The 26922-nt window shown below is 66.4% G+C and carries 28 protein-coding genes; 20 read left to right on the forward strand and 8 right to left on the reverse strand.

What is annotated here, in order from left to right; translation table 11 throughout:
- Nucleotides 1–47: 47 nt before the first annotated feature.
- Entirely contained in the window at nucleotides 48–674 is a 627-nt protein-coding gene (locus tag NUW81_RS01950; protein WP_245109858.1) for a hypothetical protein, read from the forward strand.
- 107 nt (nucleotides 675–781) lie between these two features.
- Here NUW81_RS01950 and ndk read toward each other — a convergent pair whose 3' ends face one another.
- The 3 genes from ndk to NUW81_RS01965 all read right to left on the reverse strand — a co-directional run bounded on the left by ndk (nucleotide 782) and on the right by NUW81_RS01965 (nucleotide 3163).
- Complete coding sequence (gene ndk / locus NUW81_RS01955) at nucleotides 782–1204, reverse strand: nucleoside-diphosphate kinase (RefSeq protein WP_245109860.1); 423 nt, start codon at nucleotides 1202–1204, stop codon at nucleotides 782–784.
- A 70-nt stretch (nucleotides 1205–1274) separates the two neighbouring features.
- On the reverse strand, nucleotides 1275–1712 hold the full coding sequence (locus tag NUW81_RS01960; RefSeq protein WP_245113629.1) for a DNA polymerase III subunit chi: 438 nt from the start codon (nucleotides 1710–1712) through the stop codon (nucleotides 1275–1277).
- A gap of 5 nt (nucleotides 1713–1717) precedes the next feature.
- A complete protein-coding gene (locus tag NUW81_RS01965) occupies nucleotides 1718–3163 on the reverse strand; it encodes a leucyl aminopeptidase (RefSeq protein ID WP_245109862.1) in 1446 nt (481 codons plus the stop codon).
- 111 nt (nucleotides 3164–3274) lie between these two features.
- Here NUW81_RS01965 and NUW81_RS01970 point away from each other — a divergent pair, with 111 nt between their 5' ends.
- From NUW81_RS01970 to rsmA, 4 genes are read left to right on the forward strand one after another with little or no spacing between them, the layout of a single operon-like run.
- Nucleotides 3275–5503: an LPS-assembly protein LptD gene (locus NUW81_RS01970; protein ID WP_245109864.1), complete on the forward strand. Its 2229-nt coding sequence runs from the start codon at nucleotides 3275–3277 to the stop codon at nucleotides 5501–5503.
- 59 nt (nucleotides 5504–5562) lie between these two features.
- Complete coding sequence (locus NUW81_RS01975; RefSeq protein ID WP_245109867.1) at nucleotides 5563–6897, forward strand: peptidylprolyl isomerase; 1335 nt, start codon at nucleotides 5563–5565, stop codon at nucleotides 6895–6897.
- Nucleotides 6897–7934 carry a 4-hydroxythreonine-4-phosphate dehydrogenase PdxA gene (pdxA, locus tag NUW81_RS01980; protein ID WP_245113631.1) on the forward strand — a complete coding sequence of 346 codons (1038 nt, stop codon included), beginning with the start codon at nucleotides 6897–6899 and terminating at the stop codon, nucleotides 7932–7934. The genes NUW81_RS01975 and pdxA overlap by 1 nt, the downstream gene beginning before the upstream one ends.
- Nucleotides 7931–8749 (forward strand): 16S rRNA (adenine(1518)-N(6)/adenine(1519)-N(6))-dimethyltransferase RsmA, encoded by an 819-nt coding sequence (rsmA, locus tag NUW81_RS01985; RefSeq protein WP_245109869.1) that lies wholly within the window; start codon nucleotides 7931–7933, stop codon nucleotides 8747–8749. Before pdxA ends, rsmA begins: the two co-directional genes overlap by 4 nt.
- Here rsmA and NUW81_RS01990 read toward each other — a convergent pair.
- From NUW81_RS01990 to NUW81_RS02005, 4 genes are read right to left on the reverse strand one after another with little or no spacing between them, the layout of a single operon-like run.
- Nucleotides 8746–9240: a hypothetical protein gene (locus tag NUW81_RS01990; protein ID WP_245109871.1), complete on the reverse strand. Its 495-nt coding sequence runs from the start codon at nucleotides 9238–9240 to the stop codon at nucleotides 8746–8748. The genes rsmA and NUW81_RS01990 overlap by 4 nt on opposite strands.
- 29 nt (nucleotides 9241–9269) lie before the next feature.
- Nucleotides 9270–10439 (reverse strand): RsmB/NOP family class I SAM-dependent RNA methyltransferase, encoded by a 1170-nt coding sequence (locus NUW81_RS01995; protein ID WP_245109875.1) that lies wholly within the window; start codon nucleotides 10437–10439, stop codon nucleotides 9270–9272.
- A 10-nt stretch (nucleotides 10440–10449) separates the two neighbouring features.
- Nucleotides 10450–11913 carry an IMP dehydrogenase gene (guaB, locus tag NUW81_RS02000; protein WP_245109877.1) on the reverse strand — a complete coding sequence of 488 codons (1464 nt, stop codon included), beginning with the start codon at nucleotides 11911–11913 and terminating at the stop codon, nucleotides 10450–10452.
- Nucleotides 11914–11930: 17 nt separating this feature from the next.
- Nucleotides 11931–12773, reverse strand: a complete 843-nt coding sequence (locus tag NUW81_RS02005; RefSeq protein WP_245109879.1) for an HpcH/HpaI aldolase/citrate lyase family protein — start codon at nucleotides 12771–12773, stop codon at nucleotides 11931–11933.
- Between the two features lie 51 nt (nucleotides 12774–12824).
- Here NUW81_RS02005 and NUW81_RS02010 point away from each other — a divergent pair, with 51 nt between their 5' ends.
- The 6 genes from NUW81_RS02010 (at nucleotide 12825) to NUW81_RS02035 (ending at nucleotide 18565) form a co-directional block, all read left to right on the forward strand.
- Entirely contained in the window at nucleotides 12825–13793 is a 969-nt protein-coding gene (locus NUW81_RS02010; protein WP_245109881.1) for an SPFH domain-containing protein, read from the forward strand.
- On the forward strand, nucleotides 13793–14251 hold the full coding sequence (locus NUW81_RS02015; RefSeq protein WP_245109884.1) for an NfeD family protein: 459 nt from the start codon (nucleotides 13793–13795) through the stop codon (nucleotides 14249–14251). Before NUW81_RS02010 ends, NUW81_RS02015 begins: the two co-directional genes overlap by 1 nt.
- 11 nt (nucleotides 14252–14262) lie before the next feature.
- Entirely contained in the window at nucleotides 14263–16095 is a 1833-nt protein-coding gene (locus NUW81_RS02020) for a DUF885 domain-containing protein (RefSeq protein ID WP_245109887.1), read from the forward strand.
- A 399-nt stretch (nucleotides 16096–16494) separates the two neighbouring features.
- Complete coding sequence (locus tag NUW81_RS02025; RefSeq protein WP_245109889.1) at nucleotides 16495–16935, forward strand: FKBP-type peptidyl-prolyl cis-trans isomerase; 441 nt, start codon at nucleotides 16495–16497, stop codon at nucleotides 16933–16935.
- Between the two features lie 129 nt (nucleotides 16936–17064).
- Nucleotides 17065–18285 carry an alpha/beta hydrolase gene (locus NUW81_RS02030; RefSeq protein WP_260508525.1) on the forward strand — a complete coding sequence of 407 codons (1221 nt, stop codon included), beginning with the start codon at nucleotides 17065–17067 and terminating at the stop codon, nucleotides 18283–18285.
- A 97-nt stretch (nucleotides 18286–18382) separates the two neighbouring features.
- Nucleotides 18383–18565 carry a hypothetical protein gene (locus NUW81_RS02035; RefSeq protein WP_245109893.1) on the forward strand — a complete coding sequence of 61 codons (183 nt, stop codon included), beginning with the start codon at nucleotides 18383–18385 and terminating at the stop codon, nucleotides 18563–18565.
- A 130-nt stretch (nucleotides 18566–18695) separates the two neighbouring features.
- On the opposite strand, the gene NUW81_RS02040 is transcribed toward NUW81_RS02035, so the two are convergent.
- Nucleotides 18696–20300, reverse strand: coding sequence for a phosphoenolpyruvate carboxykinase (locus NUW81_RS02040; protein WP_245109896.1), 1605 nt, complete (start codon nucleotides 20298–20300; stop codon nucleotides 18696–18698).
- 161 nt (nucleotides 20301–20461) lie between these two features.
- On the opposite strand from NUW81_RS02040, the gene NUW81_RS02045 reads away from it, so the two are divergent.
- The 9 genes from NUW81_RS02045 to NUW81_RS02085 are packed head-to-tail and all read left to right on the forward strand — an operon-like array spanning nucleotide 20462 to nucleotide 26915.
- On the forward strand, nucleotides 20462–21187 hold the full coding sequence (locus NUW81_RS02045; RefSeq protein WP_245109898.1) for a response regulator transcription factor: 726 nt from the start codon (nucleotides 20462–20464) through the stop codon (nucleotides 21185–21187).
- Nucleotides 21184–22761, forward strand: a complete 1578-nt coding sequence (locus NUW81_RS02050; RefSeq protein WP_245109900.1) for a sensor histidine kinase — start codon at nucleotides 21184–21186, stop codon at nucleotides 22759–22761. The genes NUW81_RS02045 and NUW81_RS02050 overlap by 4 nt, the downstream gene beginning before the upstream one ends.
- Nucleotides 22758–23189: an HPr kinase/phosphorylase gene (locus tag NUW81_RS02055; RefSeq protein ID WP_245109902.1), complete on the forward strand. Its 432-nt coding sequence runs from the start codon at nucleotides 22758–22760 to the stop codon at nucleotides 23187–23189. Before NUW81_RS02050 ends, NUW81_RS02055 begins: the two co-directional genes overlap by 4 nt.
- Nucleotides 23186–24097 (forward strand): RNase adapter RapZ, encoded by a 912-nt coding sequence (rapZ, locus tag NUW81_RS02060; protein WP_245109905.1) that lies wholly within the window; start codon nucleotides 23186–23188, stop codon nucleotides 24095–24097. The genes NUW81_RS02055 and rapZ overlap by 4 nt, the downstream gene beginning before the upstream one ends.
- Nucleotides 24094–24504, forward strand: a complete 411-nt coding sequence (locus NUW81_RS02065) for a PTS sugar transporter subunit IIA (RefSeq protein ID WP_245109908.1) — start codon at nucleotides 24094–24096, stop codon at nucleotides 24502–24504. The genes rapZ and NUW81_RS02065 overlap by 4 nt, the downstream gene beginning before the upstream one ends.
- 8 nt (nucleotides 24505–24512) lie before the next feature.
- Complete coding sequence (locus tag NUW81_RS02070; protein WP_245109910.1) at nucleotides 24513–24788, forward strand: HPr family phosphocarrier protein; 276 nt, start codon at nucleotides 24513–24515, stop codon at nucleotides 24786–24788.
- A gap of 32 nt (nucleotides 24789–24820) precedes the next feature.
- Nucleotides 24821–25624 carry a TrmH family RNA methyltransferase gene (locus tag NUW81_RS02075; protein ID WP_245109913.1) on the forward strand — a complete coding sequence of 268 codons (804 nt, stop codon included), beginning with the start codon at nucleotides 24821–24823 and terminating at the stop codon, nucleotides 25622–25624.
- A 23-nt stretch (nucleotides 25625–25647) separates the two neighbouring features.
- Complete coding sequence (locus tag NUW81_RS02080; RefSeq protein WP_245109915.1) at nucleotides 25648–26490, forward strand: META domain-containing protein; 843 nt, start codon at nucleotides 25648–25650, stop codon at nucleotides 26488–26490.
- An 11-nt stretch (nucleotides 26491–26501) separates the two neighbouring features.
- Nucleotides 26502–26915 (forward strand): hypothetical protein, encoded by a 414-nt coding sequence (locus tag NUW81_RS02085; protein WP_245109917.1) that lies wholly within the window; start codon nucleotides 26502–26504, stop codon nucleotides 26913–26915.
- The last annotated feature ends 7 nt before the right edge of the window (nucleotides 26916–26922 follow it).

The following is a 26922-nucleotide window of genomic DNA, read 5'->3' on the forward strand; positions in this document are numbered from 1 at the left end:
GCTTGGCTACGACCGAGGGCGAACGGTTAAAAAGGAAACGCCAAACGATGACCTCCTTCCAAGACAAGACGCGGCCCTGGAAATTTTTTGCGCCTATGGTGTCTTCATGCGCCGCGCTGCTCCTTAGCCTGCCCGGTGCAGCCAATGCGACTGTCGGTGACGACCGGGTCGAAGCAGTGCAGCAGATGCCTGCCGAAAAGACAGACCCCTATGCGCAATTCCTGCGAAAATATGTCGACTGGGCGAGCATCATCGAAGCCGAAGGCCAACGGCGCGGCACGCCACTCACAAGCGGTCAGATCGAGCTTGCAAGGCAGATCGGGATCCAGCGTCCCGAAGAGGTGCGCATCATCATGGTCGATGCCGTGCCGTTCCCGAGCGAGAACGAGGACATGCGGACGATGGGGGAAGCGCTCGGTTTCATCGGGCCTGACGTCATCAATAACGCGCAGGCATTCGGTTACACCATCTGGGTGCGCGACGGATACACGTTGGATCGGCCCAATCTTGCCCACGAACTGGTCCACGTCATGCAAATCGAACGCGAAGGGGATTTTAGTGTCTTCGTAAGGCAGTACATGATGCAACTGCTCGAGCATGGTCACATGAAAATGCCCTTGGAAATCGAAGCCTATGAGGCGAACGAGAAATTTGGCTGCGAAACGCCAAGCTAATTAGAGCGCACTGCTTCGTCCGCTTTCCACCCCCCTTTCCCGACTGAAACGAAAAGGCCGCCGGGTCGCCCCGACGGCCTTTTCCTTTGTCGTTATAGCGGGAGCGCTTAGCCGACGATCTCGTCTTCATTGAAGAAGTAGTCGATCTCGATCTTGGCATTCTCGTCGCTGTCCGAACCGTGGACCGAGTTTTCGCCGATCGACAGGGCATATTCCTTGCGGATGGTGCCTTCGTCGGCTTCGGCCGGGTTGGTGGCGCCCATGATGTCGCGGTTGCGCTTGACGGCGTCTTCGCCCTCGAGGACCTGCACGACGACCGGCTCGGAGATCATGAACTCGACCAGTTCACCGAAGAAGGGGCGTTCGGCGTGGACGGCGTAAAAGCCTTCGGCCTGTTCCTTGGTCATGTGGATGCGCTTGGAGGCGACGACGCGCAGGCCGGCTTCCTCGAGCTTCTTGGTGACCGCGCCGGTCAGGTTGCGGCGGGTGGCGTCGGGCTTGATGATCGAGAAGGTACGGGTCACGGCCATGATAAGTCTCCACTATGGCGTCTAAGGGGTTGCGCGCGCCCCTAGCCGTGCGCGCGGCCTCGCGCAAGCCTCAGGCTTTCTGGACCCAACGCCCTTCCTCACGTGCCCAGTAATGGCGCTCGACGCCCTCGGCGCCTGCCAGCTCCTTCCACGCCGCCCGCGCACCTGCGATCGTGTCCTCGTCGAACAAATAGAAGGCGCGGTCATAGTCGAGCGCGGCGCCCCGCCACTGCCCGTCGGCGATAACGATATTGCGTGCGCTATTGGGGGCCACGGTGCGGCCCGTGAGCAGGATCGGCTGGTCCTTGTCGCGGCCTTCATCGACCACGCCATGGGCGAGGAAACTGTCGGCGGGCGCCTCGGTCCACAGCTTGCGGTCGAGCCCCGCCAGCTCGGCGGGATCGTCATGGACGACGATCAGCCGCTCGCCCGCCCCCATGAGTTTGGTGGCGAGCGCGACGAGGACGCCGGTGGCGCCCCCGTCGAGCTGGTAGAAATCGACCCGCAGGAGACTTAGTCCTCGAGTTCGCGCTGCACGTACATGTCGAGCACGCGCACGCCGAAGCCCGTCGCGCCCTTGTCGATGGTCGGCTTGGCCTTGTCGCTCCACGCCATGCCGGCTATGTCGAGATGGGCCCAATCGACGCCGTCCTCGATGAAGCGCTGGAGGAACTGCGCGGCGGTGATCGAACCGGCCTCGCGCGGGCCGACATTCTTCATGTCGGCGATGGGCGAGTCGATGAGGCGGTCATAGGCCTCGCCGAGCGGCTGGCGCCACAGCTTGTCGCCCGACTTCTTCGAGGCCTTGATGAGGTCCTCGGCAAGGTCGTCCGAATTGGTGAAGAAGCCTGCCTGTTCATGGCCGAGGCTGATGACCATCGCGCCGGTCAGCGTGGCGAGGTCGAGCACGGTCTTGGGGCTGAATTCCTTCTGTCCCCAGGTCAGCGCGTCGCACAGGACGAGACGCCCTTCGGCGTCGGTGTTGATGACCTCGATGGTCTGGCCCGACATCGACGTGACGACGTCGCCCGGACGCTGCGCATTGCCGTCGGGCATGTTCTCGACGAGGCCGCAGATGCCGACGACATTGGCCTTGGCTTCACGCGCCGCCAGCGCGAGCATCGCACCCGACACGGCGCCAGCGCCGCCCATGTCCCACTTCATCGATTCCATGCCTGCGGCCGGCTTGATCGAAATGCCGCCCGTGTCGAAGGTCACGCCCTTGCCGACGAGCAGCAGGGGCACGTCGTCGCCCTCGCCGCCCATCCACTTCATGACGAGCAGGCGCGGCTTGCGCACCGAGCCCTGCGCCACGCCGAGGAGCGCGCCCATGCCGAGCTTTTCCATTTCCTTCTCGTCGAGCGCCTCGACGACAAGCCCGGTGCCCTCGGCATGGCTTTTCACGCGTTCGACGAAGCTCTCGGGGTAGATGATGTTGGCCGGCTCGGTGACCAGCTCGCGGGTCAGCGCGATGCCCTTCGACAGCGGCTGGTAGCGTTCCTCCCACAGCTCCTTGGCCTCGTGCGGCGCACCGACGATGGTCAGCGTCTCGAGCGTGACCTTTTCCTCGTCCTTCTTCTTCGTGCGATGGTCGAAATTCCACGCGCGGTTGACAGCACCCAGAGCGGCGCGCGCGGCGGCATCGGCGTGGATGTCCATCGACGACAGGTCGAGCACGGCATGCGTTTCGCCCGAGGTCGCGAGCTGTGCGGGGATGGTGGCGCCCAGCGTCTCGAGGTCGAGCCCCTCGCCCTCGCCCACGCCGACGACGAGCAGGCGCTGGCCGTCATCGCCGATCCAGGCGGTCGCCGACTTGCCGCGCTTGCCCTCGAAGCGCTGCTTCTCGAGCGCCTTCACCACGCCGGGCAGGTCCTTCAGCGCCGCATCGTCGCTGGCCGTCGCGGGCAGCACCAGCACATGGTCTGCATCGGGGCGGGCGGTGGCGAACTGGATCTGCATCTTCTACTCTCCGGCATCATTTGAATGTCGCCGCCCTTTAGAACGGCATGGCGGAAAAAGGCAAAGGCGGATTGCCTGCCCTCGCGCTTCCATGCATAGGCTCCCCTCATAATGAGCGGATGGTTTGGACGTTTCGGCCTGATGACGGGGGCGGCGCTTGGCGTGGTGCTTCCCGCAATGCCGCTTGCCGCCCAGACGGTGGAGGAGCCCTCCGACCCCGTCATCCCCTCGATCGAGGACTTCGAGCAGTTCGTGTTCTCGGCCGACGAGATCGCCTACGACCCCGAGGCGCGCACCGTGACCGCCGAGGGGCAGGTCCGCCTCAACTCCAACGGCTATTATCTTGCCGCCGACCGCGTCCGCTGGGACCGCGCCAGCGGCGAAGTGGCCGCCACCGGCAATGTCGTCCTCCTCTCGCCCACCGGCGACCGGCTGATCACCGAAAGCGTCACCCTCGACGAGGAACTGCGCACCGGCGCGATCGACAATTTCCTGCTCGCGCTCGACACCGGCGGGCGCGTGGCGGGCGAGACGGGCCGCAGCGAGGACGGCAATGTCGTCGTCGACAATGCCGTCTATTCGCCCTGCGCCGCGCCCTGCGACAGCGACATTCCGTGGCGCATCACCGCCGCGCGCGTCAGCCGCGATGCCGACACGGGCCGCCTTACCTTCCGCGGCGCACGCCTCCACATCTTCGGCGTGGACGTGCCGCTCCTGCCCGTCTTCAGCGTCGGCGACCCCGGCCCCTTGGGCGGCGTAACCGGCGCGCTCGTTCCCGATATCAGCATCTCGGGCATCAACGGGCTTGAACTATCGCTGCCCTATTACTGGCGCTTCGACCGCCACCAGGACCTCACGGTCACCCCGCATCTCTATACCGGCAACCTGCCCGGCCTGTCGGCGCGCTGGCGCCAGCTGACCGACGAGGGTGCCTACCAACTGGGCGGATTCGTCACCTATGGCGAGATCGACAATCCCGACGTCGATGCCGAGGAAGAGACGCTGGGCGAGAATTTCCGCGGCTATTTCGAGGGTAATGGTCGCTACCAGTTCGACCCTTATTGGCGCGCCACCGGCAGCCTGCGCTGGGCCACCGACAAGACGGTCACCCGCCGCTTCGACCTCACCCGCGACGATCGCCTGCGCAATGTCATCGAGGTCGAACGGCTCGACACCGACAGCTATCTCTCCATCGCCGGCTGGGCCTTCCAGGGCCTGCGCGTCGATGATGTCCAGAGCGAGATCCCCATCGCGTTGCCCGCCATCGACGCGCGCTGGCGTCTCGAGGACCCGCTCGCCGGTGGCCGCGTCGAACTCAGGGGCAACAGCCTCGCCATCCTGCGCCGCGACGGACAGGACACGCAGCGCGCCTTCGCGCTCGCCCGCTGGGACCGCCGCTTTCTCACCGGCCTCGGGCAGGAACTCACCCTGACCGGCTATGCCCGCGGCGACATCTATCACACCGACGAGAGCGAGGAGACGCTCGTTCCCTTCTATCGCGGCGAGGACGGCTGGCATTTCCGCGGTATCGGCGCGCTCGCCGCCGACATGCGCTGGCCCCTCATCGGCGAGGCTTTTGGCGGCACCCAGCGCCTCGTGCCCCGCGTCCAGCTCGTGCTCACCCCGCCGACCACCAACCTCGACATTCCCAACGAGGATGCGCGCGCCATCGATCTTGAGGATTCGAACCTCTTCGCGCTCAACCGCTTCCCCGGCTACGACCGTTGGGAGGACGGCAGCCGTGTGACCTACGGCATGGAATATCTCCTCGACCGGCCCAATTTCCAGATCCGCTCGAACATCGGCCAGAGCTACCGCCTCACCGACGAGCCCGACATCTTCCCCGACGGCACCGGTCTCACCGACCAGTGGAGCGATTTCGTCGGGCGTACGCGCCTGCGCTTCGGGCGTCTCGTCGACCTCACCACGCGCTATCGTCTCGACAAGGACAATCTTGCGCCGCGTCGCCTCGAGACCGACCTGACCGTGGGCTCGATCGAGACCTATGCGACGATCGGCTATCTGCGCCTCGACCGCGACATCGACCCGCTGATCGAGGATCTGCGCGACAAGGAAGAGCTGCGCCTCGCCGGCCGCCTCCATTTCGCCGACCATTATTCTATCTTCGGCTCGACCGTCCTCGACCTCACCGACGAGCGCGAGGATCCCTTGTCGCTGTCCGACGGCTTCGAGCCCGCGCGCCACCGCATCGGCCTCACCTACGAGGACGACTATATTGAGCTTGGGCTTTCGTGGAAGCGCGACTATGAGCGCATCGGGGCATTTCGGAAGGGCTCGACCTTTTCGATCATCTTCAACCTGAAGGGACTGGGCCGCTAAGCGTGCGTTCAGGCAAAAACGCTAAACGCGAAACGATGTTAATCTGGGGTAAGAAGTCTATGAAACTGTTCTCGAAACTGCTTTGCGGCATCGCCGGCACCGCTGCGCTCGTCACGGCACCCGCGGTCGCCACCGCAGCGATGCAGGACGGCCAGAGCGCCCGCGTCCTGCGCCTCCCCGAGAACATCACCCTGTTCGGCGACACGCTGCCTTCGGTCGTCAAGGCGACCGCGATCGTCAACGGCGAGATCATCACCCAGACCGATATCGACCAGCGCGTCGCGCTGACCCTGATCGGCTCGCCCGCCCCCTCGGCGGAGGAATATCGCCTGCTCCAGCAGCAGGTGCTGCGCAACCTCATCGACGAGACGCTGCAGATCCAGGCCGCCACGGTCGAGGAAATCGAGATCCCGCAGTCGGATATCGACCGTGCTATCGCCCGCGTCTCCCAGAACGCGCAGATGACCCCCGAGGAGCTCACCACCTTCCTCGACGACAATGGCAGCTCGCAGCGCTCGATGGTCCGCCAGATCAAGGCCGAGCTGGCATGGCAGCGTCTCCAGCAGATCAAGATCGCCGACTATGTGAACGTCGGCGAGGAAGAGATCGAGGCGATCATCGCCAAGATGGAAAATTCGCGCGGCCAGACCGAATATCGCGTCGGCGAGATCTTCCTCTCCTCGACGCCCGCCACCGACGAGCAGGTGCGCCAGACGGCGATGCAGATCCTCGACGCGCTGCGCCAGGGTGGCTCCTTCGTTGCTTATGCCCGCCAGTTTTCGCAGGCCTCGACCGCCGCTGTCGGCGGCGACCTCGGCTGGGTCCGTCCCGAACAGCTGCCCGAGCAGCTCTCGGTCGCGCTGCCAACGCTCAAGCCCGGCTCGGTCACCGTGCCGATCAAGATCCCCGGCGGCTATTCGATCCTCGCGCTGCAGGACCAGCGCCAGATCCTCACCGCCGACCCGCGCAACGCCGTCCTCAGCCTGATGCAGGTCACGGTGCCGATCCCCGCGGGCACGACCACCGCGCAGGCCAATGCGCTGGTCGACCGCTTCGCCGCGGCAGCCGCCGACCTCCAGGGTTGCGGCAGCGCCGAGGCACTCGCGGCCCAGTTCGGCGGTAGCGTGCTGAGCGCCGACGGCACCGTCGTGCGCGACCTGCCGCCCGCGCTCCAGCCCATGCTGATGGAAATGAACATCGGCCAGGCGACCCGCCCCTTCGGCGACCTTACCGAGGCCGTGCGCGCGCTGGTCCTGTGCGGCCGCGACGAGCAGCAGGTGAACATGCCGAGCCGCGACCAGATCGAGCAACAGAAGCGTGACGAGCGCGTCGCGCTTCGCGCCCAGCGCTACCTGCGCGACCTGCGCCGCGACGCCATCATCGATTATCGCTGATCGGCGCCGTGGCCGCCCCTGCCATCGGCGTCACGCTCGGTGATCCGGCGGGCATCGGTCCCGAAATCGTCGCGCGCTGCTGGCAGCAACGCGGCGAGTTCGGCCTGCCCCCCTTCGTCGCCATCGGCGATCCGGCGTCCATCGCCGCCGTCTGGGACGGCCCCGTCCGCCCTGTCGAGCGGCTCGGCGACGTCCCCGCGACCTTTGACGAGGCTCTGCCGATCGTCGCCATCCCCGCCGAACAGGCCGACACACCGGGCCAGCCCAGCCCCGCGGGCGCGCGCTGCGCCCTCCAGTCGCTCGAGATGGGCGTGGGCCTTGCCCGCACCGGCTCGACCGCCGCGGTTGTCACCGGCCCCGTCTCCAAGGCGCAGCTTTACGGCATCGGCTTCACCCATCCCGGCCAGACCGAATTCGTCGCCGAGCGCTGCGGCGTGTCCAAGGCCAATGTCGCGATGATGCTGGCGGGCCCGAGCCTGCGCTGCGTGCCCGTCACCACCCACATCCCGCTGGCCGAGGCTGCCGCCGCGCTGTCGACCGACCTCGTCGCCGCCCGCGCCCGCGCCACCCTGCGTGGCCTTATCCGCAATTTCGGGATCGAGCGCCCGCGCCTAGCCATCTCTGGCCTCAACCCGCATGCGGGAGAAAATGGCGCGCTGGGCAGCGAAGAGATCGAGGTCATCATCCCCGCCATCGAGCGGCTGCGCGAGGAAGGCTGGGACGTCATCGGCCCGCTTCCTGCCGACACCATGTTCCACGAGCGCGCCCGCGCGAACTATGACGCCGCGCTCTGCATGTACCACGACCAGGCGCTTATCCCGCTGAAGGCGCTCCACTTCGACGAAGGCGTGAACATGACGCTCGGCCTGCCCATCGTTCGCACCTCGCCCGATCATGGCACCGCCTTCGATATCGCGGGCAAGGGGATCGCCGAGCCGAGCGCGATGGCGCATGCCATCCGCACCGCCCACCTCGCCGCGCGCAGCCGCGACGCGCAGGGCGACCCCGCCGTCCAGGACATCACTGCCCCCGCATGAGCGAGATCGAACCCCTACGCGAGGTCATCGCCCGCCACGGCCTGCGCGCCGACAAGGCACTGGGCCAAAACTTCATCCTCGACCGCCAGCTTCTCGCCCGCATCGCCGCGCTGCTGCCCGGCAAGATGGAGGGCGCCAGCGTATTCGAGGTCGGCCCCGGCCCCGGCGGCCTCACCCGCGCGCTGCTCGACACCGGCGCCAATGTCGTCGCGGTCGAACGCGACCGGCGCACCTATCCGCTGCTGTCCGAACTGTCGGAAGAATATGGCGGGAAATTGCGCGTCATCGAGGGCGATGCGCTCAAGGTCGACCCGTCCGAAGAGATCGACGGCCCCTATCACATCGCCGCCAACCTGCCCTACAATATCGGGACCCAGCTGCTGACGAACTGGCTCGAGAGCGAGGCATGGCCCCCACGCTGGCAGAGCCTGACGCTGATGTTCCAGCTCGAGGTCGCCCAGCGCATCGTCGCCAAGCCCGGCAGCAGCGCCTATGGCCGCCTTTCGGTGCTCGGCCAGTGGCGTTCAACACCGCAGATCGCGATGAAGCTGTCGCGCTCGGCCTTCGTGCCCCCGCCCAAGGTCGCTTCGGCCGTGGTGCATATCGTGCCCGCCGAGCAGCCCGAGGGCGTCGAGCCGAAACAGCTCAGCAAGCTCACCGCCGCCGCCTTCGGCCAGCGCCGCAAGATGCTGCGCCAGTCGCTGAAAGGCATGCCGGGGGCGCTGGAGGCGCTCGAAAAGGTCGGCATCGACCCGACGCGGCGCGCCGAGACGGTCAGCGTCGACGAATTCGTCGAGCTCGCACGCGCGCTTTAGTTCTGCGCTTCCGCCTTGTTGTCATTAGCCGCCATCACGGGGCCACGCGCAATCGCGGCTTCGATCACGTCCTGTTCGGCGCAAGCGCTCGCGCAGATCCGCTCGAGGCGGGCGAGATTGGCTTCGGCCTTGGCCTTGGCGCCCAGCGCCGCATAGGCCTCGCCCTGCACCGCCAGCGCGGCGCGGTCGGTCGGCTCGATGGTCAGCGCCTTGCGCGTCAGGCGGATCGCCTGCCCGTAGAGGTTCTGCCTGATCGAAACCTTGGCCATCGCGACATAGGCGGCGCGGTTGCGCGGGTCGGCGACCAGCGCGGCCTCGAAGGCATTGTCGGCGGCAACGAGGTCGCCCTCGGCCAGCGCGGCATCGCCTTGTGCGACCAGCGCCACCGAACGCGAAGAGATATCGTCATCGCCCGCACGCTGCGCCATCCCCGGAACCGACAGCGTCGACGCAGTGAGTCCGAGGGCGATCAGCAAGGGCGAAAGGCGCATCAATATCTCCACGTCAAACCAGAAGCCTATCAGCCTTTTTGAAGGACCGCGATGAAAAATCCGTCGGTCCCGTCATGGCCGGGGGCGAACAGTCGTCCGGCACCCGAACGCCTGCCAGCCTCGAGCGGATCCTGCGCCTGCCATCCTGAATGTCGGCTGAGGAACGCTTGCGTCTGCCCTGCCCCTTCCGCCTCGATCAGCGAACAGGTCGCGAAGACGAGCCGCCCGCCGGCTTTCACCAGCGGTGCGGCCAGGTCGAGCAGGCGGGATTGAGTGGCGCAAAAGGCGTCCAGTCTGTCGGGCGTCAGGCGCCAGCGAAGTTCGGGACTGCGCCGCCACGTCCCCGAGCCGCTGCACGGTGCATCGACGAGGACCAGATCGGCCTGCCCTTCGAAGGGGGCCAGCGCCTCGACCTCGCGCGGCGGGTCGAGGAGGAGCGTTTCGATATCGGCCCCTGCCCGCTCCGCCCGCCCCGGGAGGTTGCCGAGCCGGCGCTTGTCCACATCGGCGGCGACCAGCCGCGCCTCGGGCGCCATGGCCGCGAGCGCGAGGCTCTTGCCGCCTGCTCCCGCGCACAGGTCGAGGACGGTCTCGCCCGCTTGCGGCGCACAGGCGAGCGCGACCAGCTGGCTGGCCTCGTCCTGCACCTCGATCAGCCCGTCGCTAAAGGCCGCGCTGTCGTCGAGACGGGTGTCGGGAGGAAAGCGCAATCCCCACGGCGATGTTGCGGTGACATCACCGCCGATGTCGGCCTGGATCACCGCCCGTTCAGCGCGCGCGGCGTTGACGCGTACGTCGACGGGCGCACGCTCGAGCAACGCCGCCTCATCTTCGGCGGTGACCAGCGGCGACAGGCGCGGCTTCAGCCAATCCGGCACCTGCCCCGCAGGCATGGCGCGCTCGGTGGCCTCGATCGGCGAGGGCCCGTGCTCGCTGCCGTCGAACAACGCTGCCAGTTCAGGATCGTCCTCGACGAGTCCCAAGGCGGCCACGCGGCCCGAGGGCGGCGGTTCGGCATGGCGGCGGATCATCGCATAGACGAGCTCGCGCACCGCGCGGCGGTCCTTCGAACCGGCGTAACGGCGAGTGCGGAAATAGTCGCGCACGAGCGTGTCGGCGGGCGCGCCGCCGCTCGTCGCGGCCTCGATCACCGCGTCGACGATCTCGATCGCCGCCTGGAGTCTTGCGGCAGGCGTCATTTCGTTTCCCCTAGCGGGTCGGGTAGTTCGGCGCCTCGCGGGTGATCGAGACGTCATGGACGTGGCTCTCCGACAGGCCCGCATTGGTGATGCGCACGAACTGCGCGCGCTCGCGGAAGTCGGCCATGGTGGCCGAGCCCGTATAGCCCATCGCCGCCTTCACCCCGCCGACAAGCTGGTGGACGATGTCGCGCGCCGGGCCCTTGAAGGGCACGCGGCCCTCGATGCCCTCGGGCACCAGCTTCATCTGGTCCTTCACGTCCTGCTGGAAATAGCGATCAGCCGAGCCGCGGCTCATCGCCCCGACGCTGCCCATCCCGCGATAGCTCTTGTAGGCGCGGCCCTGGTAAAGGAACGTCTCGCCCGGCGCTTCCTCGGTGCCCGCGAGCAGCGAGCCGACCATCGCCGCGCTCGCGCCGCCCGCCAGCGCCTTGGCCATGTCGCCCGAGGTACGGATGCCGCCATCGGCGATGATCGGCACGTCGGACTTATCGGCTTCCTCGGCGCATTGCATGACGGCGGTGAGCTGGGGCACGCCGATCCCTGCGACGATGCGGGTGGTGCAAATGGAGCCCGGGCCGATGCCGACCTTCACCGCATCGGCCCCCGCGTCGATCAGCGCGCGGGTAGCCTCGGCGGTGGCGACATTGCCGGCGACGACCTGCACATCGCCCGACATCTTCTTGACCGCCTCAACCGCTTCGGAGACCGCATCATTATGGCCGTGCGCGGTGTCGATGACGATGCAGTCGACGCCCGCATCGATCAGTGCCTCGGCGCGCTTCAGGCCCTTTTCGCCCACCGTAGAGGCGGCAGCGACGCGCAGGCGCCCGCCCTCGTCCTTGGTGGCATCGGGGCTGGCGACCGCCTTCTCGATATCCTTGGTGGTGATGAGGCCGACGAGCTTGCCGTCCTTGTCGGTGACGAGCAGCTTCTCGATGCGGCGCTGGTGAAGCGTCTTGCGCGCTTCCTCCTGGCTCACGCCGACGGGCACGGTGGCGAGATTCTCGCTGGTCATCAGCTCGCTCACCGGCACGTTCGGGTTCTCGGCGAAGCGGACGTCGCGATTGGTGAGGATGCCGACGAGCTTTGCGTCGCCCTCGACGATCGGGATGCCGCTGATCTTGTTGGCCTTCATCAGTTCGAGCGCCTCGGCGAGGCTCTGGTCGGGGCGCATGGTGATCGGTTCGACCACCATGCCGCTCTCGAAGCGCTTGACCGCGCGGACCGCGCCGGCCTGTTGGCCGATCGACAGGTTGCGGTGGAGCACCCCCATGCCGCCGAGCTGGGCGACCGCGATCGCCATGTCGGCTTCGGTCACCGTGTCCATCGCCGCCGAGAGGACGGGAATGGATAGCTCGATGCCGCGGGTGAAGCGGGTGCGGGTCGACACCTGGCTGGGCAGCACGCTCGACTTGCGCGGCTGCAGGAGGACGTCGTCGAAGGTGAGTGCGAGGGGGATGTCTTGGGCCATCCCCTCCCCTTGCAAAATCAGCCCGATTCGCCAAGCCCCGCGCGTGCCAGCAGACGCTTTGCCGAGGCGATATGCATGGCCTCGACCATCTCGCCCTCGAAATTCATCGCCCCGCCCGGCAATTCTGCGAGTGCCACGACCTTCTTCGCCCGCTCCACATCGGCCTCCGACGGTGCGAATGCCGCCTGCACCGGCGCGATATGCTTGGGGTGGATCAGGGTCTTGCCGTCGAAGCCGAGCCGGTGCGCATCTTTGGCCTCGGCATGGAGCTGGTCGGGCGCGTCGATGACATTGCACACGCCGTCATAGGCGGCGATGCCCCGCGCCCGCGCCGCGAGCAGCACGCGCTGCAGCGCATATTCCATCGAACTGCGCCCCGCCCCCGCAGGCAGGCGCAGGTCCGCGGCAAGGTCGTTGGTGCCGACGATCAGCATCGCGGCGACCTCGGCGATGTCGCCCACCGACACCACGCCGCGCGCGGTCTCGACCATTGCGGCCACCGGCAGGTCGCCCTTGGCCGCGATGGCGGCGAGGCTGTCGGCCTCGTTGACCAGCGGCAGGACGAGGAAGTCGGCCATGCTGGCGCCGATAGCAGCGACATCGGCGGCATGGGCGCCGTGGCCGATGCCGTTGGCGCGGATGCCGACGGGCATGGGCCAGTCCTCGCGCACCGCCTCCACGGCGGCGTCGCGCGCGGCGGCCTTGTCCTTTTCCGGCACCGCATCCTCGAGATCGAGGATGACCATGTCGGCGCCGCTCTGCCTCGCCTTCGCCACCGCGCTGGCGCGGCTCGCGGGGCAGAAGAGGACTGCCGGTCGGTCGAACAGGACGGCCCGATACCCGAATCTGCGTTGCGTCACTCAGGCCACTCCTGCATGCTGGTCCCGACCAGTAATTCCGGGGGACTTTTCATGGAAATCATCGTCGGCGTTCTCGCCTTCTTCGTGTTTCTCTACTTTGCCGCGGCGATCAAGATCGTGCGGCAGGGCTATCGCTATACGATCGAGCATTTCGGGCGGTTCACCCGCACCGCGACGCCCGGCTTCAATTTCGTGCCGCCGATCCTCTATCGCGTCGGCCACAAGATCAACATGATGGAACAGGTCGTCGACATTCCCGGCCAGGAAATCATCACCCGCGACAATGCCATGGTGTCGGTCGACGGCGTGGTCTTCTTCCAGGTGCTCGACGCTTCCAAGGCCGCCTATGAAGTGAGCGACCTCTATTCTTCGCTGATGGCGCTCTCGACCACCAACCTGCGCACCGTGATGGGCTCGATGGACCTCGACGAGACGCTGTCGAAGCGTGACGAGATCAACGCCCGCCTCCTCAGCGTCGTCGACCAGGCGACCGAGGCATGGGGCGTGAAGATCACCCGCGTCGAGATCAAGGACATCCGCCCGCCCGCCGACATCGTCAACGCCATGACCCGCCAGATGAAGGCCGAGCGCGAGAAGCGCGCCGCCATCCTCGAGGCCGAGGGCGAGCGCCAGTCGGAAATCCTGCGCGCCGAGGGCGACAAGCAATCGCAGATCCTCGAGGCCGAGGGCGAGCGCGAAGCGGCTTATGCCGAAGCCGAGGCGCGCGTCCGCCTCGCCGAGGCCGAAGCCCGCGCCACGCAGGTCGTCTCCGAAGCCATCGCAAGCGGAGACAAGCAGGCGATCAACTACTTCATCGCGCAGAAATATGTCGACGCGATCGGCAAGTTCGCCACCTCGCCCAATGCCAAGACCATTCTCTTCCCCGTCGAGGCGACCAACCTGATCGGCTCGCTCGGCGGCATTGCCGAACTGTCGAAGGATATCCTCGGCAAGGATGATGCCGAAACCTCCAAGCCCCGCGTCTCGGGCACGGGCACGCCCAAGATCGGTCGCGACTGATGTTGGGCGAGATCCCGCCCGGCGGCTGGTGGATCGTCGCGGGGCTGCTGCTGCTGGCCGCCGAATTGATGGTGCCGGGCGTCTTCCTCGCCTTCGTCGGCATCGCGGCCATCGCCGCGGGCGCCTTCACCTGGGCCTTCGATCTCGGGCTGACCGAGCAGATCGTGCTGTTCACCGTCTATACGGTGGTCGCGGTGTTCGTCGGGCGGCGCTTCTATGCGCGCCCCGCGATCGACGAGAGCGACGGCATGCTCAACGAGCGGTCGCTCCAGGTCATCGGGCGCGCCGTTACCGCCGCCACCGATTTCCCTTATGGCGAGGGCCGCGTGAAGCTTGGCGACAGCGAATGGAATGCGCGCGGCCCCGTCGGCGCCAAGGCCGGCGACCGCCTCGAGATCCGCGCCGTCGAGGGCACGCGCCTCGTCGTCGAGGCACCCGAAGCCCTGCCGCCCGCCTGAGGAGTAACGCCATGTCGATCGCCTTGACCCGCCGCGAGGCGCTCGCCGCCGGGGCTTCCACGCTGGGCCTTGCCGCCTGTGCCGGACCGCAGGCGGTCGCCCCCATGCGCGCGCCGGTCGCGGCGGGCGATGTCCCCGCGCTCCTCGACCGCATCGCCGAGAACCTTCTCTGGCTGAAGCCCGAGGAAGCCACGACATTGGGGATCGACGAGGGCGCACGGGCGCCGCTGAAGTCGCGGCTCGAGGATCGCAGCCCCGCAGGACGGCTTGCGCTCGAAGCCCGCGTCGCCGCCGACCTCGCCAGCCTCTCGGGCGTCGATACGGACGCGCTCGATGCCGACACGCGGACCAGCGTCGAGGTCGTGCGCTCGGCCTATGCGACCGCGCTCGAAGGCATGGCGCTGCCCTATGGGGACCCGACCGTCGGCAGCTGGCGCAACACGCCCTATGTCGTGGTCCAGAATGTCGGCGCCTATCTCGACATCCCCCGCTTCCTCGATGCGAGCCACACGGTCGAGAATGAAGCCGATGCCGAGGCCTATCTGTCGCGCCTCGAGAGCTTCGCCGACCAGCTCGACGGCGAGACCATGCGAATGAAGATGGCGGCAGGCGACGAGGGGCTGGTCCCCCCGGGCTTCCTCATCGACAAGGCGCTGCCGCAGATGCGCGCGGCGCATGCCAACATGCTTGCCGAGGACGGTACGCTCGTCACCTCGCTCGCGCGCCGTGCCACCTTCGCGGGTGACTGGGCCGGCCGTGCCCATGCGATCGCCGCGCAGCGGGTCGCCCCCGCGATGCAGCGGCAGATCGCCGAGATGGAGCGCCAACGCCCGCTCGCCTCCGAAGCGCCCGGCATGGACGCGCGCCCGCATGGCAGCGACTTCTACGCCTGGGCGCTCAAGGCCTCGACCACCACCACCCTGTCACCCGACGAAATCCACCAGCTCGGCTTCGACCGGCTCGAGGAGATCTATGCGGAAATGGACGGTATCCTGAAGACGGTCGGCTATACCCACGGCACCGTTGGCGAGCGCATGAAGGCACTCAGCGAGGATCCCGATTATCTCTTCGCGAACACCGACGAGGGTCGTACAGAGTTGCTCGCCTTCCTCGACGAACGGCTCGAGATCATCCGCGCCGAGATGCCCAATGCCTTCGACACGCTGGCGCCGGGCAATGTCGAGATACGCCGCCTGCCGCCCGAGGAAGAGCCGGGCGCGCCGGGCGCCTATGGCGGCGCGGGCTCGATCGACGGGAGCGTGCCGGGCAAGTTCTGGATCAACCTCTACGACACCGCGATCCACCCCAAGTTCACCCTGCCGAGCCTGCTCCACCACGAGGCGATCCCGGGGCATGTGTGGCAGGGCGAATATGCCAACCAGCTGCCGCTGATCCGCACGCTGTTGAGCTTCGGCGCTTATTCCGAAGGCTGGGCGCTCTATGCCGAACAGCTCGCCGACGAACTCGGCGTCTATCGCGGCAACGAGGTGTTCAAGCTGGGCTATCTCCAGTCGATCGCTTTCCGCGCCTGTCGATTGGTTGTCGATACCGGCCTCCACGCCAAGGGCTGGGGGCGGAACCAAGCGGTGCAGTGGTTCCACGAGACCAACGGCAACCCGATCGCCGAAGTCGCTCCCGAAATCGACCGCTATTGCTCATGGCCCGGACAGGCGTGCAGCTACGAGGTCGGCCATATCGCCATCAACCGCGAACGAGACCGCGCGCAGGCGGAGATGGGCAGCGCCTACCGTTTCAAGGGCTTCAACGATGCGGTGATCAGGGGCGGCAACGTGCCGATGGACGTGCTCGCGAAGAATGTGAGCCGCTATATTGCGGGGGCATAGTGGAATCGCTGGGCCCTAAACTGTTATCGCATTGAAAGAACGACGTTTTTCTGCTACTACGCGGCTGTGAAATCGGGATATCATGAAGCAGGAAGACCTCAGATATTTTCTCAAGCGAGCCGAGCAGGAATGCCGCTTGGCGGAAGACACCCACTCGCCTGCCGCAGAGATGGCGCACTTGCAGATGGCCAGATATTACACGGCCCGAGCGCTTCACGGAAAACAGGCGTCGCGACAGTCGGGGCAGCATTGATCGAACAGCTTGCCATGCCGCGGGCGACCAAAGTTTGACACCCGCCCCCTGCCCTTGCGACAAGGCCTCCGAAGGCTCCTGAAGCGGGAAACACGTTTCCGCTTCCGACCCGGGCCACCCGAATTCCAGAATAGCGAAAGATCATCATGACCACTGCAAAGCAGGGCGACACCGTCGTCATCGATTTCACCGTCAAGAAGAAGAATGGCGCGCTTGTCGGCAGCACCGAGAGCGCGGGCGGGCCGCAGACGCTCACACTCGGCGACGAGCAGATCTTCCCCACCATCGACGCCGCGCTTACCGGCATGAGCGTGGGCGAGGAAAAGACCGTCGAGCTCAGCTGCGAGAACGGCTTCGGCCCGCGCCGCGCCGAACTCATCATGGACATCCCGCGCGACAAGCTGCCTGCCGAGCAGGCGCCGGAAGTGGGGATGAGCCTCGCCGCCAAGGGCCAGTCGGGCGAAGTCCACAGCTTCGTCATCATCGACGTCGCCGAGGACAAGGTCACCGCCGACGGCAACCACCCGCTCGCGGGCGAGGACCTCGTCTTCAACGTCAAGCTGCTCGAGGTGAAGGCCGCCGCCTGACCCGACGTCGTCATGCGTCAAGAAGGCCCGGTGTCCCGCGAGGGATGCCGGGCCTTTTCGCATCGCCCCCTTGCGATCCGCCCAGATATTGATCCATGATAGTTTCTCATGGACGGTAATAGGGGGCGCATGATGATGAAGAAGCGGATCGCAACGGTGATCGTCGGTGCGAGCATGGCACTCGCCCCGGCTGCTCCCGCACAGGGGCAGGATGGCGCGAAAGATATTGGCGAGATTGTCGAGATCGCCGTCCCCGCTCCCTCGCTCGAGGGTAATCTCCTCGGCACGCCCACGACGCAGGCGGTCAATGTCTATCTGCCGCCGAGCTATGACAGCGAGCCCGACCGGCGCTATCCGGTCCTCTACCTCCTGCACGGCTTTCACGGCACCGACCAAACGTGGCTCAAGCCGCTCGACGCCGCCGAACGACCGGCCAATCTCGACAGCCCCTACAAGGCGGCGGGCCTCATCACCGCCGAATGGATCGCGGCCAAGTTCGAACATGACGCCATCCCCGAGATGATCCTCGTCGCCCCCAACGGGCGCAACGCCTTCAAGCACAGCTTCTGGATGAACAGCGAGGTCACCGGCAACTGGACCGATTATGTCGTCAAGGACGTCGTCGGCCATGTCGACGCCCATTACCGGACCCTGCCCCAGCGCGAGAGCCGCGGGCTCGCGGGCCATTCTGGCGGCGGCCATGGGAGCATCCGTATCGCCATGCTCCACCCCGACATGTTCAATGCCGTCTATGCGATGGCGCCCTGCTGTCTCGGCCCCGACGAGAAAAGCCACACCACCGTGATGGAGTTGGACGAGGGCGGACGCATCACGGGCCTTTCCGAGCAGATCTACACGACCGTGGAGGGCCTGGGCTCGGCCGACGACCTGCCGGGATCGAGCGGCTTTCGCCCCCACGACTTCAACGTCAATGTCGAGGCCGCGATGGGCGCTGTCTATTCGCCCAATCCGGCCAACGCCCCATTCTATTCGGACTTCATCTTCGACCGCGTCGATGGCGCGCTGGTCGTGGATCGTTCGGTCATGGAGCGCCGCCGTGCGCGTTTCGCCTATCATGTGCTCGATACCCATGCCGAGGCATTGCGTTCGCTGGGCGGGCTGTTCATCGACACGGGCGAGCTGGAATTCAAAGGACTGCGCGAGGGCGCCGGGGCCTTCGCCGCAAAGCTTTCCGAAAAACAGGTGCCGGTGCGCTTCGAAGTCTATGCCGACGGCGATCACGGCAATTTGTTCGTGCCGCGCATGATGACGCTCGGGCTCGACTTTTTCACCGCGCATCTGGCAACCGAAATGGTCGCTTCCGACGGCGAGCTTTCTTCAAGTGAATGAAGCTGATAAAAGCATTCCATCACAAGGCGTTTCCGCCCCAAGCAACCTGTGACAGCCGGATACGACGTACCGGCGCTTGAGCGCAGGACTTGGCTTGTTGGCCCAACGAAAAGATTATGAGGCACGCGTCGAGCATTTTCGCGCGCGCGCCGAAACTGCCGTGAGCGGCGACGTCAAATGGCTCTACGAGGACATGGCGCGCCACTACGAGCGCCTGATCAAACGCGGCGCCTATGACGCCGAGGCGCGCGCCGACCCCTTCACCGACTGGGACGAATAGGGCGTTAGGGCGCGACGAGTCCTTAGGCATGGCGTCGATTTGAGAACGAAGGTGGCATGGGCCCAAGGAAAAGCCCGCCCGGCATCGCTGCCGGACGGGCCCTCTCTCTCCTGACGGGGCAGTCGGTGACTTACACCGTCGCTTTCACCGGGCCTGCTTCGCGGACACCCGCGTCGACATGCTCGGCAAACTCGGAAAAGTTTTCATTGAAGAGGTCGACCAGCTTGGCCGCCGTGGCGTCATAGGCCTGCTTGTCTTCCCACGTCGAACGCGGGTCGAGGATGGCGCTGTCGACACCCGGCACCGCGACCGGCACCGCGAAACCGAAGTTCGGGTCCTTGCGGAACTCGGCATCATTGAGCGAACCATCGAGCGCAGCATCGAGAAGGGCGCGCGTGGCCTTGATCGGCATGCGGTTGCCGACGCCATATTTGCCGCCGGTCCAGCCCGTGTTGACCAGCCAGCAGTCGACCTTGCCCTCGGCGATGCGCTTCTTGAGAAGATTGCCGTAGACGGTCGGGTGACGCGGCATGAAGGGCGCGCCGAAGCAGGTCGAGAAGGTCGCTTCGGGCTCGGTCACGCCGATCTCGGTGCCCGCGACCTTGGCGGTATAGCCCGAGAGGAAGTGGTACATCGCCTGGTCGGGCGTGAGCTTGGCGATCGGAGGCAGCACACCGAAGGCATCGGCGGTCAGCATGATGATGTTCTGCGGCACGGGACCGAGATTGTCGGCGCTCGTGTTCGGGATGTAATCGATCGGATAGGCACCGCGGCTGTTCTCGGCGAGGCTGTTGTCGTCGAGGTCGAGTTCGCGGGTGACGGGATCCATCACGACATTCTCGAGCACCGTCCCGAACTTCTTCGTGGTGGCGTAGATCTCGGGCTCGGCTTCTTCCGACAGGCGGATCATCTTGGCGTAGCAGCCGCCTTCGAAGTTGAAGACCGCGCTGTCCGACCAGCCATGCTCGTCATCGCCGATCAGCGTGCGCTTGGGATCGGCCGACAGGGTCGTCTTGCCGGTGCCCGACAGGCCGAAGAAGATGGCGGTGTCCCCATCGGGGCCGATATTGGCCGAGCAGTGCATCGGCATGATGCCGTCCTGCGGCAGGAGGAAGTTGAGGAGGCCGAAGACCGACTTCTTCATCTCGCCGCCATATTCGGTGCCGCCGATGAGGATCATCTTTTCCTTGAGGCTGACCGCGATGACGGTCTCGCTGCGGCAGCCATGACGCTCGGGATCGGCGCGGAAGCTGGGCAGGTCGATGATCGTATATTCGGGCGCGAAATCGGCGAGTTCTTCCGTCTCGGGACGCACCAGCATCGTGCGGATGAACAGGTTGTGCCACGCATATTCGTTGATGACGCGCACGTTGACGCGGTGCTCGGGCTGCGAGCCACCATAAAGGTCGGCGACGAACAGTTCGTCCTTGTCCTTGAGCGCCGCCTTGAAGTCCGAAAGGAGGTTGGCGAAATGCTCCTCGCTCATCGCCTTGTTGGTCTTGCCCCACCAGACGGTGTCGGCGGAAACCGCATCCTTGACGATAAACTTGTCATTGGCCGACCGGCCGGTGTGCTTGCCCGTTTCGACGACGATCGGGCCATGCTTGGCGAGCTTGCCTTCGTTGCGGTCTAGCGCCTGCTCCACCAGGGGCGCGGTGGTGAGGTTCCAATGAATCGACGCACTGGTGGCAAACCCCTGATCGTCGAGCTTCAGCTTCGGCGTCCGGTCAGTCACTTGATTTCCTTTCGATTTTTCCCCGTCGGCGACGTCCGCCCCGGCCGTCGCATACGTATGCAAGCGCCCATGACAGCTAGGACCGGCGCGGTCAAAGCTGTGAACGTTCACGGATTGAACTTTCTTGTTTTTCCAACTCGAAACCGCCAAAGCCGGTTGCAATGACGCAGACAATCGCGCTCGTGGACGACGACCGGAACATCCTCACTTCCGTATCGATCGCGCTCCAGGCCGAGGGCTTCGGGACCCGGGTCTATACCGACGGAGCCGCCGCCCTGCGCGCCTTCGCCGACAATCCCCCCGACCTCGGGGTGTTCGACATCAAGATGCCGCAGATGGACGGGCTCGAACTGCTCGCGAAGGTGCGCGAGGCACCGCCGCCCGTCGGCACCATGCCGGTCATCTTCCTCACCTCGAAGGACGATGAACTCGACGAGGCCGAGGGTCTCGGCGCGGGTGCCGACGACTATATCACCAAACCCTTCTCGCAGCGGCTCCTCATCGCGCGGATCAAGGCGATCCTGCGGCGACAGGAACTGGCGCGCTCGAACGGCGACAATGACGGCGGCGAGGCGGAGGAAGGCAAACTCGTCTCCCGGGGCCGGCTCGAGATGGACACGGCGCGCCACAAGGTCAGCTGGGACGGCAAGCCGGTCACGCTCACCGTGACCGAATTCCTCATCCTCGACAGCCTCGCCCAGCGCCCCGGCGTGGTGAAGAGCCGCAACCAGCTGCTCGATGCGGCCTATCATGACGATGTCTTCGTCGATGACCGCACCATCGACAGCCACATCAAGCGCATCCGCCGCAAGTTCCGCGCGGTGGCCGACGATTTCGACGCGATCGAGACGCTCTACGGGGTCGGGTACCGGTTCGGCGAGGAATGATCCCGCCGCCCTTCAACTTCATCTCGGCGCGGGTGCGCGGGGATGTCCCCGCCTTCTGGCGCTACTGGACGCTCGTCCACCGCATCCTCGCGGTGAATATCCTGCCCATCCTCATCGTCGCGCTGGGGATCCTGTGGCTCGACGCCTATCGCACACAGCTCAGGAACGAGCGCGTCGACCGGCTCGCGGTGGACGCCATGGCCGCCGCACGGGCGAGCGCTCAGGTGCCGATGGACCAGCGGCTCGGGCTCCTGTCGGCACTGGGGTCGGCGGAGGGGGCGCGGCTCAGGATCTACGACCCCACCGGCAAACTCGTCGCCGACAGCTGGGAGGGCGGCGCGGCGACCTACGAATTGCAGGATCCCGACAGCCAGCGCTGGACCAAGAAGGCGGCGAGGATCATCGACCGCGGCTTCAACGCGCTGGTCGCCGCCGACCCGATCGAACCCTATGAGGAACCCCGCGCCGACCGCGCCGAGGCCTGGCCCGAGATTGCCGAGGCGCGTGATGCAGGAGACGTCGTCACCCGCGTCCGCGAGGCACCCGACCGCACCCCCGTCTTCACCGCTGCCGCCCCCACCCCGCGCGGCGGCACGCTGCTCGCCAGCATCAACGACCGTGATTATACCGACCGCGTGCGCCGCCAGCGCTCGACGCTCGCCGTGCTCCTCTCTTTCGCCTTGCTCGTCGGCATCGGCATGTCGCTCTTCCTCGCCCGCACCATCGCGCGGCCGCTGCGGCGCATCGCGCTCGCCGCGCACCGCGTGCGCACGGGCCGAGCCCGCCAGGTCAACGTGCCGCGCCTGCCGCGGCGCCATGACGAGGTCGGCGCGCTCGCCCGCGCGGTCAGCGACATGTCGAAGGCGCTGCAGGAGCGCATCGACAAGATCGAGGCCTTTGCCGCCGATGTCAGCCACGAGCTGAAGAACCCGCTCGCCAGCCTGCGCAGCGCTGTCGACAGCCTCGAGCGGGTCGATGACCCCAAGGTTCGCGCCCGCCTGCTCGATGTCGTGCGGCAGGACGTCATCCGGCTCGACCGCCTCATCAGCGACATCTCCGAGGCCGCGCGCACCGATGCCGAACTCACCCGCGCGCAGCTGGAGCCGGTGCCGATCGACGAGCTTGCACGCCTGCTCATCCGCGGCTGGGAGGAACGGCGCGAGACGGGCAATGCGCGCTTCTCGCTGACCACCGAGGGCACCCCGCCTTTCATCGTCTTCGGCGAGCCGACGCGGCTGGCGCGCGCGATCGACAATCTCATCGACAATGCGGTCAGCTTCTCGCCCCCCAAGGGGCGCATCGCCATCGCCATCGCGCGAAAGGGCGCGATGATCCGCCTCACCATCACCGACGAGGGACCGGGCGTGCCCGAGGACGAGCGCGACGCCATCTTCCACCGTTTTCACTCGCATCGCCCCGAAAAACGCGAGTTCGGGCGTCACTCCGGCCTCGGCCTCGCTATTGCGCGCGCCATCGTGGAGGGGCATGACGGGGACATCATGGTTTGCGATCGCGACGATGGCGCCGTGGGCGCCTGCTTCACCATCCTCCTGCCCGGCTGGGAGGGCGCATGAGAGACGGGTCGAGCGATATCGTCCACGCCTCCAGCGTCGCGGTGCATGGATTTGCCGTGCTGCTGATGGGCGTGTCGGGCTCGGGCAAGTCCGACCTTGCCCTCAGGCTCATCGACCGCGGCCACGGCCTTATTTCCGATGACCGCACGCTGGTGCACATCAAGGAGGGCCGCCTCCTCGCCTCGGCGCCGCCTACCATCGCGGGCAAGCTCGAGGCGCGCGGCCTCGGCATCCTCGAATTGCCGCACCAGGACGATGTGCCGGTGGCGCTGGCCATCGGGCTCGACGGCCCTGTCGAACGTTTCCCGCTGGAAGAAAAGGAACTGACCCTGCTCGGTACGTCCATTCCGCTGCTCGCCCTCAATGCGCGGGCGGCCTCGGCCCCCATCCTCGTCGAGAAAGCGCTCGATCGCGAGGAAGCCCGATGAGCGGGGACGAGCCGCAGCGCCGCCTGCTCCTCGTCACCGGCCTGTCGGGGGCGGGCAAGTCGACCGCGCTCCACACGCTCGAGGACTGGGGATGGGACTTTGTCGACAATCTCCCGCTGTCGATGCTCGAGGCCTATGTGCGGCAGGACACGGGCGAGGATCCCTCCCCGATGGCCATCGGCATCGACCTTCGCAGCCGCGGCTTCTCGATCGAGGCGTTGCTCGCCACCCTCGAGAAGCTCGGGCCCGATGTCCGGCAGGAAATCCTCTACATCGACTGCTCTTCCTCCGAGCTTGCGCGCCGCTATGACGAGACCCGCCGCCGCCATCCCTTCGCGGGGGATCGCCCCGCAGAGGACGGCATCTGGCTCGAGCGAAGGCTCATCGAGGGGCTGCGCGCCCATGCCGATGCGGTCATCGACACCACCGCCCTGAAGCCCATCGAACTGCGCGAACAGCTCAGGAGCCGCTATGGCGAGGACACGCACAAACCGGTGATCACGGTCGCCAGTTTCGGTTTCGCGCGCGGAGTCGCACGCACCGCCGATCTCGTTTTCGACATGCGTTTCCTCGACAATCCGCACTGGGTACCCGATCTGAAACCGCTGACGGGACGCGATAAACCGGTGAAAACCTACGTTTCTGCCGATCCAGCCTATGGGCAGACCATGGACCGGATTGAAACATTGGTGGTTGACCTTATTCCGCGCTATTGGGAAGCGGGCAAACATTATCTGACGATCGCTTTCGGCTGTACGGGGGGCCGACACCGTTCGGTGGCTGCGACGGAAGACATGGCAAAGCGCCTCGAGGCACTCGGCCATGACGTGTCGATCCGGCATCGCGACCTAAGGTCCGAGCCCGACGACCGTTACGAGAAGCGGAAGAAGGACAGAGCGGTTTCATGATCGGTTTGGTTTTGGTCACGCACGGCCGCCTGGCGACCGAGTTCATCACGGCGATGGAGCATGTGGTGGGCAAGCAGGATGCCGTCGAAGGCATCTGTATCGGCCCCGAGGACGATATGGAGGTCCGTCGGGCCGACATCGCGGCAGCGATCGAGCGTGCCGACCAGGGGGACGGCGTCATCATCCTCACCGACCTGTTCGGCGGCACCCCGTCGAACCTGTCGATCAGCCTGATGGGCGACAGCAATTGCGTCGAGGTCATCGCCGGCATCAACCTGCCGATGCTGATCCGGCTCGAGAGCGCGCGCAAGACGATGAGCGTCGTCGATGCCGTCGCCGCGGCGCGCGATGCGGGGCGCAAATATATCTCGGTTGCCTCCGAGATCCTTGGCGAAGCCGCCGCCTGAGAGTTTCCATGAGCGCTTCCAAGAAGATCAAGATCTCCAACCGCCGCGGCCTGCATGCGCGCGCCTCGGCCAAGTTCGTCAACCTGGTCCACGAGATCGGCGATGATGTCACGGTCGAGGTCGAGAAGGACGGCAACCGCGTCACCGGCAAGTCGATCATGGGCCTCATGATGCTCGGCGCCGCGATGGGCGACTGCATCACCATCCATGTCGAGGGCGAGGAGGCGCAGCCCGCGCTCGACAAGCTGGCGGGGCTGGTGAAGGACCGTTTCTACGAAGATTGAGCTTTCGCGCCGGACGCCCTAGGGGCAAAGCCATGCCGCGCGAAATCACCTCCTTTTCCAACAGCACCGTCAAGTTCATCCGCTCGCTCCGCGACAAGAAGGCACGGCGTTCGGAAGGGCTGTTCCTTGCCGAGGGGCTGCGCATCATCACCGAGGCGCGCGATGAAGGCCGCCTGCCCCGCCTGATCGCCTTCGGGCCGCAGGGCGCGCAGCACCCGCTGGCGCGCGAGATCATCGCGGCGACCGAGGCGGCGGGCGGCGATGCCATCCTGACCAGCCCCGACATCCTCTCCAAGATGAGCGGCAAGGACAATCCGCAGGCGCTGATCGCTGCCTATGACCAGCCCGATACCAGCCTCGAGGCGCTCGACCGGTCGGCATCGGACATCTGGTTCGTCGGCGAGAAGCTGCGCGATCCCGGCAATATCGGCACCATCCTGCGCACCGGCGATGCGGTCGGCGCGGGCGGGCTGATCCTCATTGATGACTGCGCCGATCCCTTCGCGGTGGAAACCGTGCGCGCCTCGATGGGCGCCATCTTCACCCAGAAGATCGCACAGGCGCGCTGGGAGGACTACCTGCCGTGGCTGCGCTCGGGCAAGGGCCAGCTCGTCGGCACCAGCCTCCAGACCGATTACGACTATCGCGACGCGCCCTATGAGGCGCCCTGCTTCATCCTCATCGGCAACGAGAGCCAGGGGCTACCGGAGCCCTATGAGGCCGAATGCGACCTCCTCGTGAAGATCCCCATGCACGGCCGTGCCGACAGCCTCAACGCCGCCATCGCTGCCGCGATCACCGCCTTCGAGGTGCGCTCGAGCTGGCGGAACCGCTAGCTTTCCGCAATCGTTTCGGGGCCATGAGGTATCTTGTCCCCGCCCTGCTCGCCTTCTCGCTCACCGCCTGCGTCCAGCCTTACGGGCCGCGCGATCCCTATGGGGACTATGGGGGCTATTACCCCTATGACCCGCCGCCGCCGGGCAGCCAATATCCGCAGGGGCGCTACGAGCCCTCTCGCGATCCTTATGGCTATGATCCCTATCGCGCGGTCGGGACCGAGCCTTTCTGGAGCCTGACGATCACCCCCGAGGAAATGCGCTTCGAGAGCCCCGACGGCCGGCCGGTGGTGGAGAGCACCCCGCGCAAGAGCGAGGGCTATTCGGGCCCCAGCTATCGCGGCCGCCGCATCGCGGTGAACATCCTGCGCCGCGAATGTTCGGACGGGATGAGCGACCGGCGCTATCCCGACGAGGTGCAGGTCTATGTCGACGGGCGCCAGTATCGCGGCTGCGGCGCTCCGGCGCGCTTTTTCGACGGCCAGTGGGACGAGGGCTATGGCTCCTACACCGACACGAGCCGCGGTTACGAACAGGTGTCCTTCCCGCTCGAGCGCACCAACTGGCGCGTGACGCGGGTCAACGGGCTCGCGGTGCCGTCGGGCGGCTATTACATGAACTTCCTGCCCGGCGGGCAGGTGAACGCCAAGTTCGGCTGCAACGAGATGAACGGCAGCTACCGCCAATATGGCGAGACGCTCGATCTCCAGGGCGGGCTGCAGATGACCCGCATGGCCTGCCCCGATATGAGCTTCGAGAGCCGCGCCTCGAACATCCTGTCGCGCCCGCTGCGTGTCGCCATGGACGGCGATCGCGTCACCTTCTCGAACGATCTCGGCCGCATCGAGGCGGTCCGCGCCCGCTAGGAGAAACGCCGATGAAGACCCCTGCCCTCGTCACGACGATCGCCGCGCTCGGCCTTGCCGCCTGCGCCTCGAACCAAGGCTACCAGCAGCCCTATGAGGGGCCGATCCAGGCCGGCCCGATGCTCGACAGCCGCTATGCCGCGGCCGGCACCAACTGGCGCCTCACGATCGAGGGACAGTCGATGGTCCTGACGAGCGATGCGGGGCTGCGCGCCACCGACACGCTCCTCACCTTCACGCCCGGCCACACCGAGGGCGACACCTATCAGGGCGAGCGCATGACCGTCGTCGCGACGCGCGGGCAATGCACCATCGGCGAGGCCGGCGAAACCTATCCGCACCGCGTCACCGTGACCTTCGATGGCCAGACCTTCCGCGGCTGCGGACAGAATAGCATCGTGCCCCCGACGGGCCGCAGCGGCTAGCCCGCCC

This window comes from Sphingomicrobium aestuariivivum (genome assembly GCF_024721585.1).
Taxonomy (GTDB): Bacteria; Pseudomonadota; Alphaproteobacteria; order Sphingomonadales; family Sphingomonadaceae; genus Sphingomicrobium; species Sphingomicrobium aestuariivivum.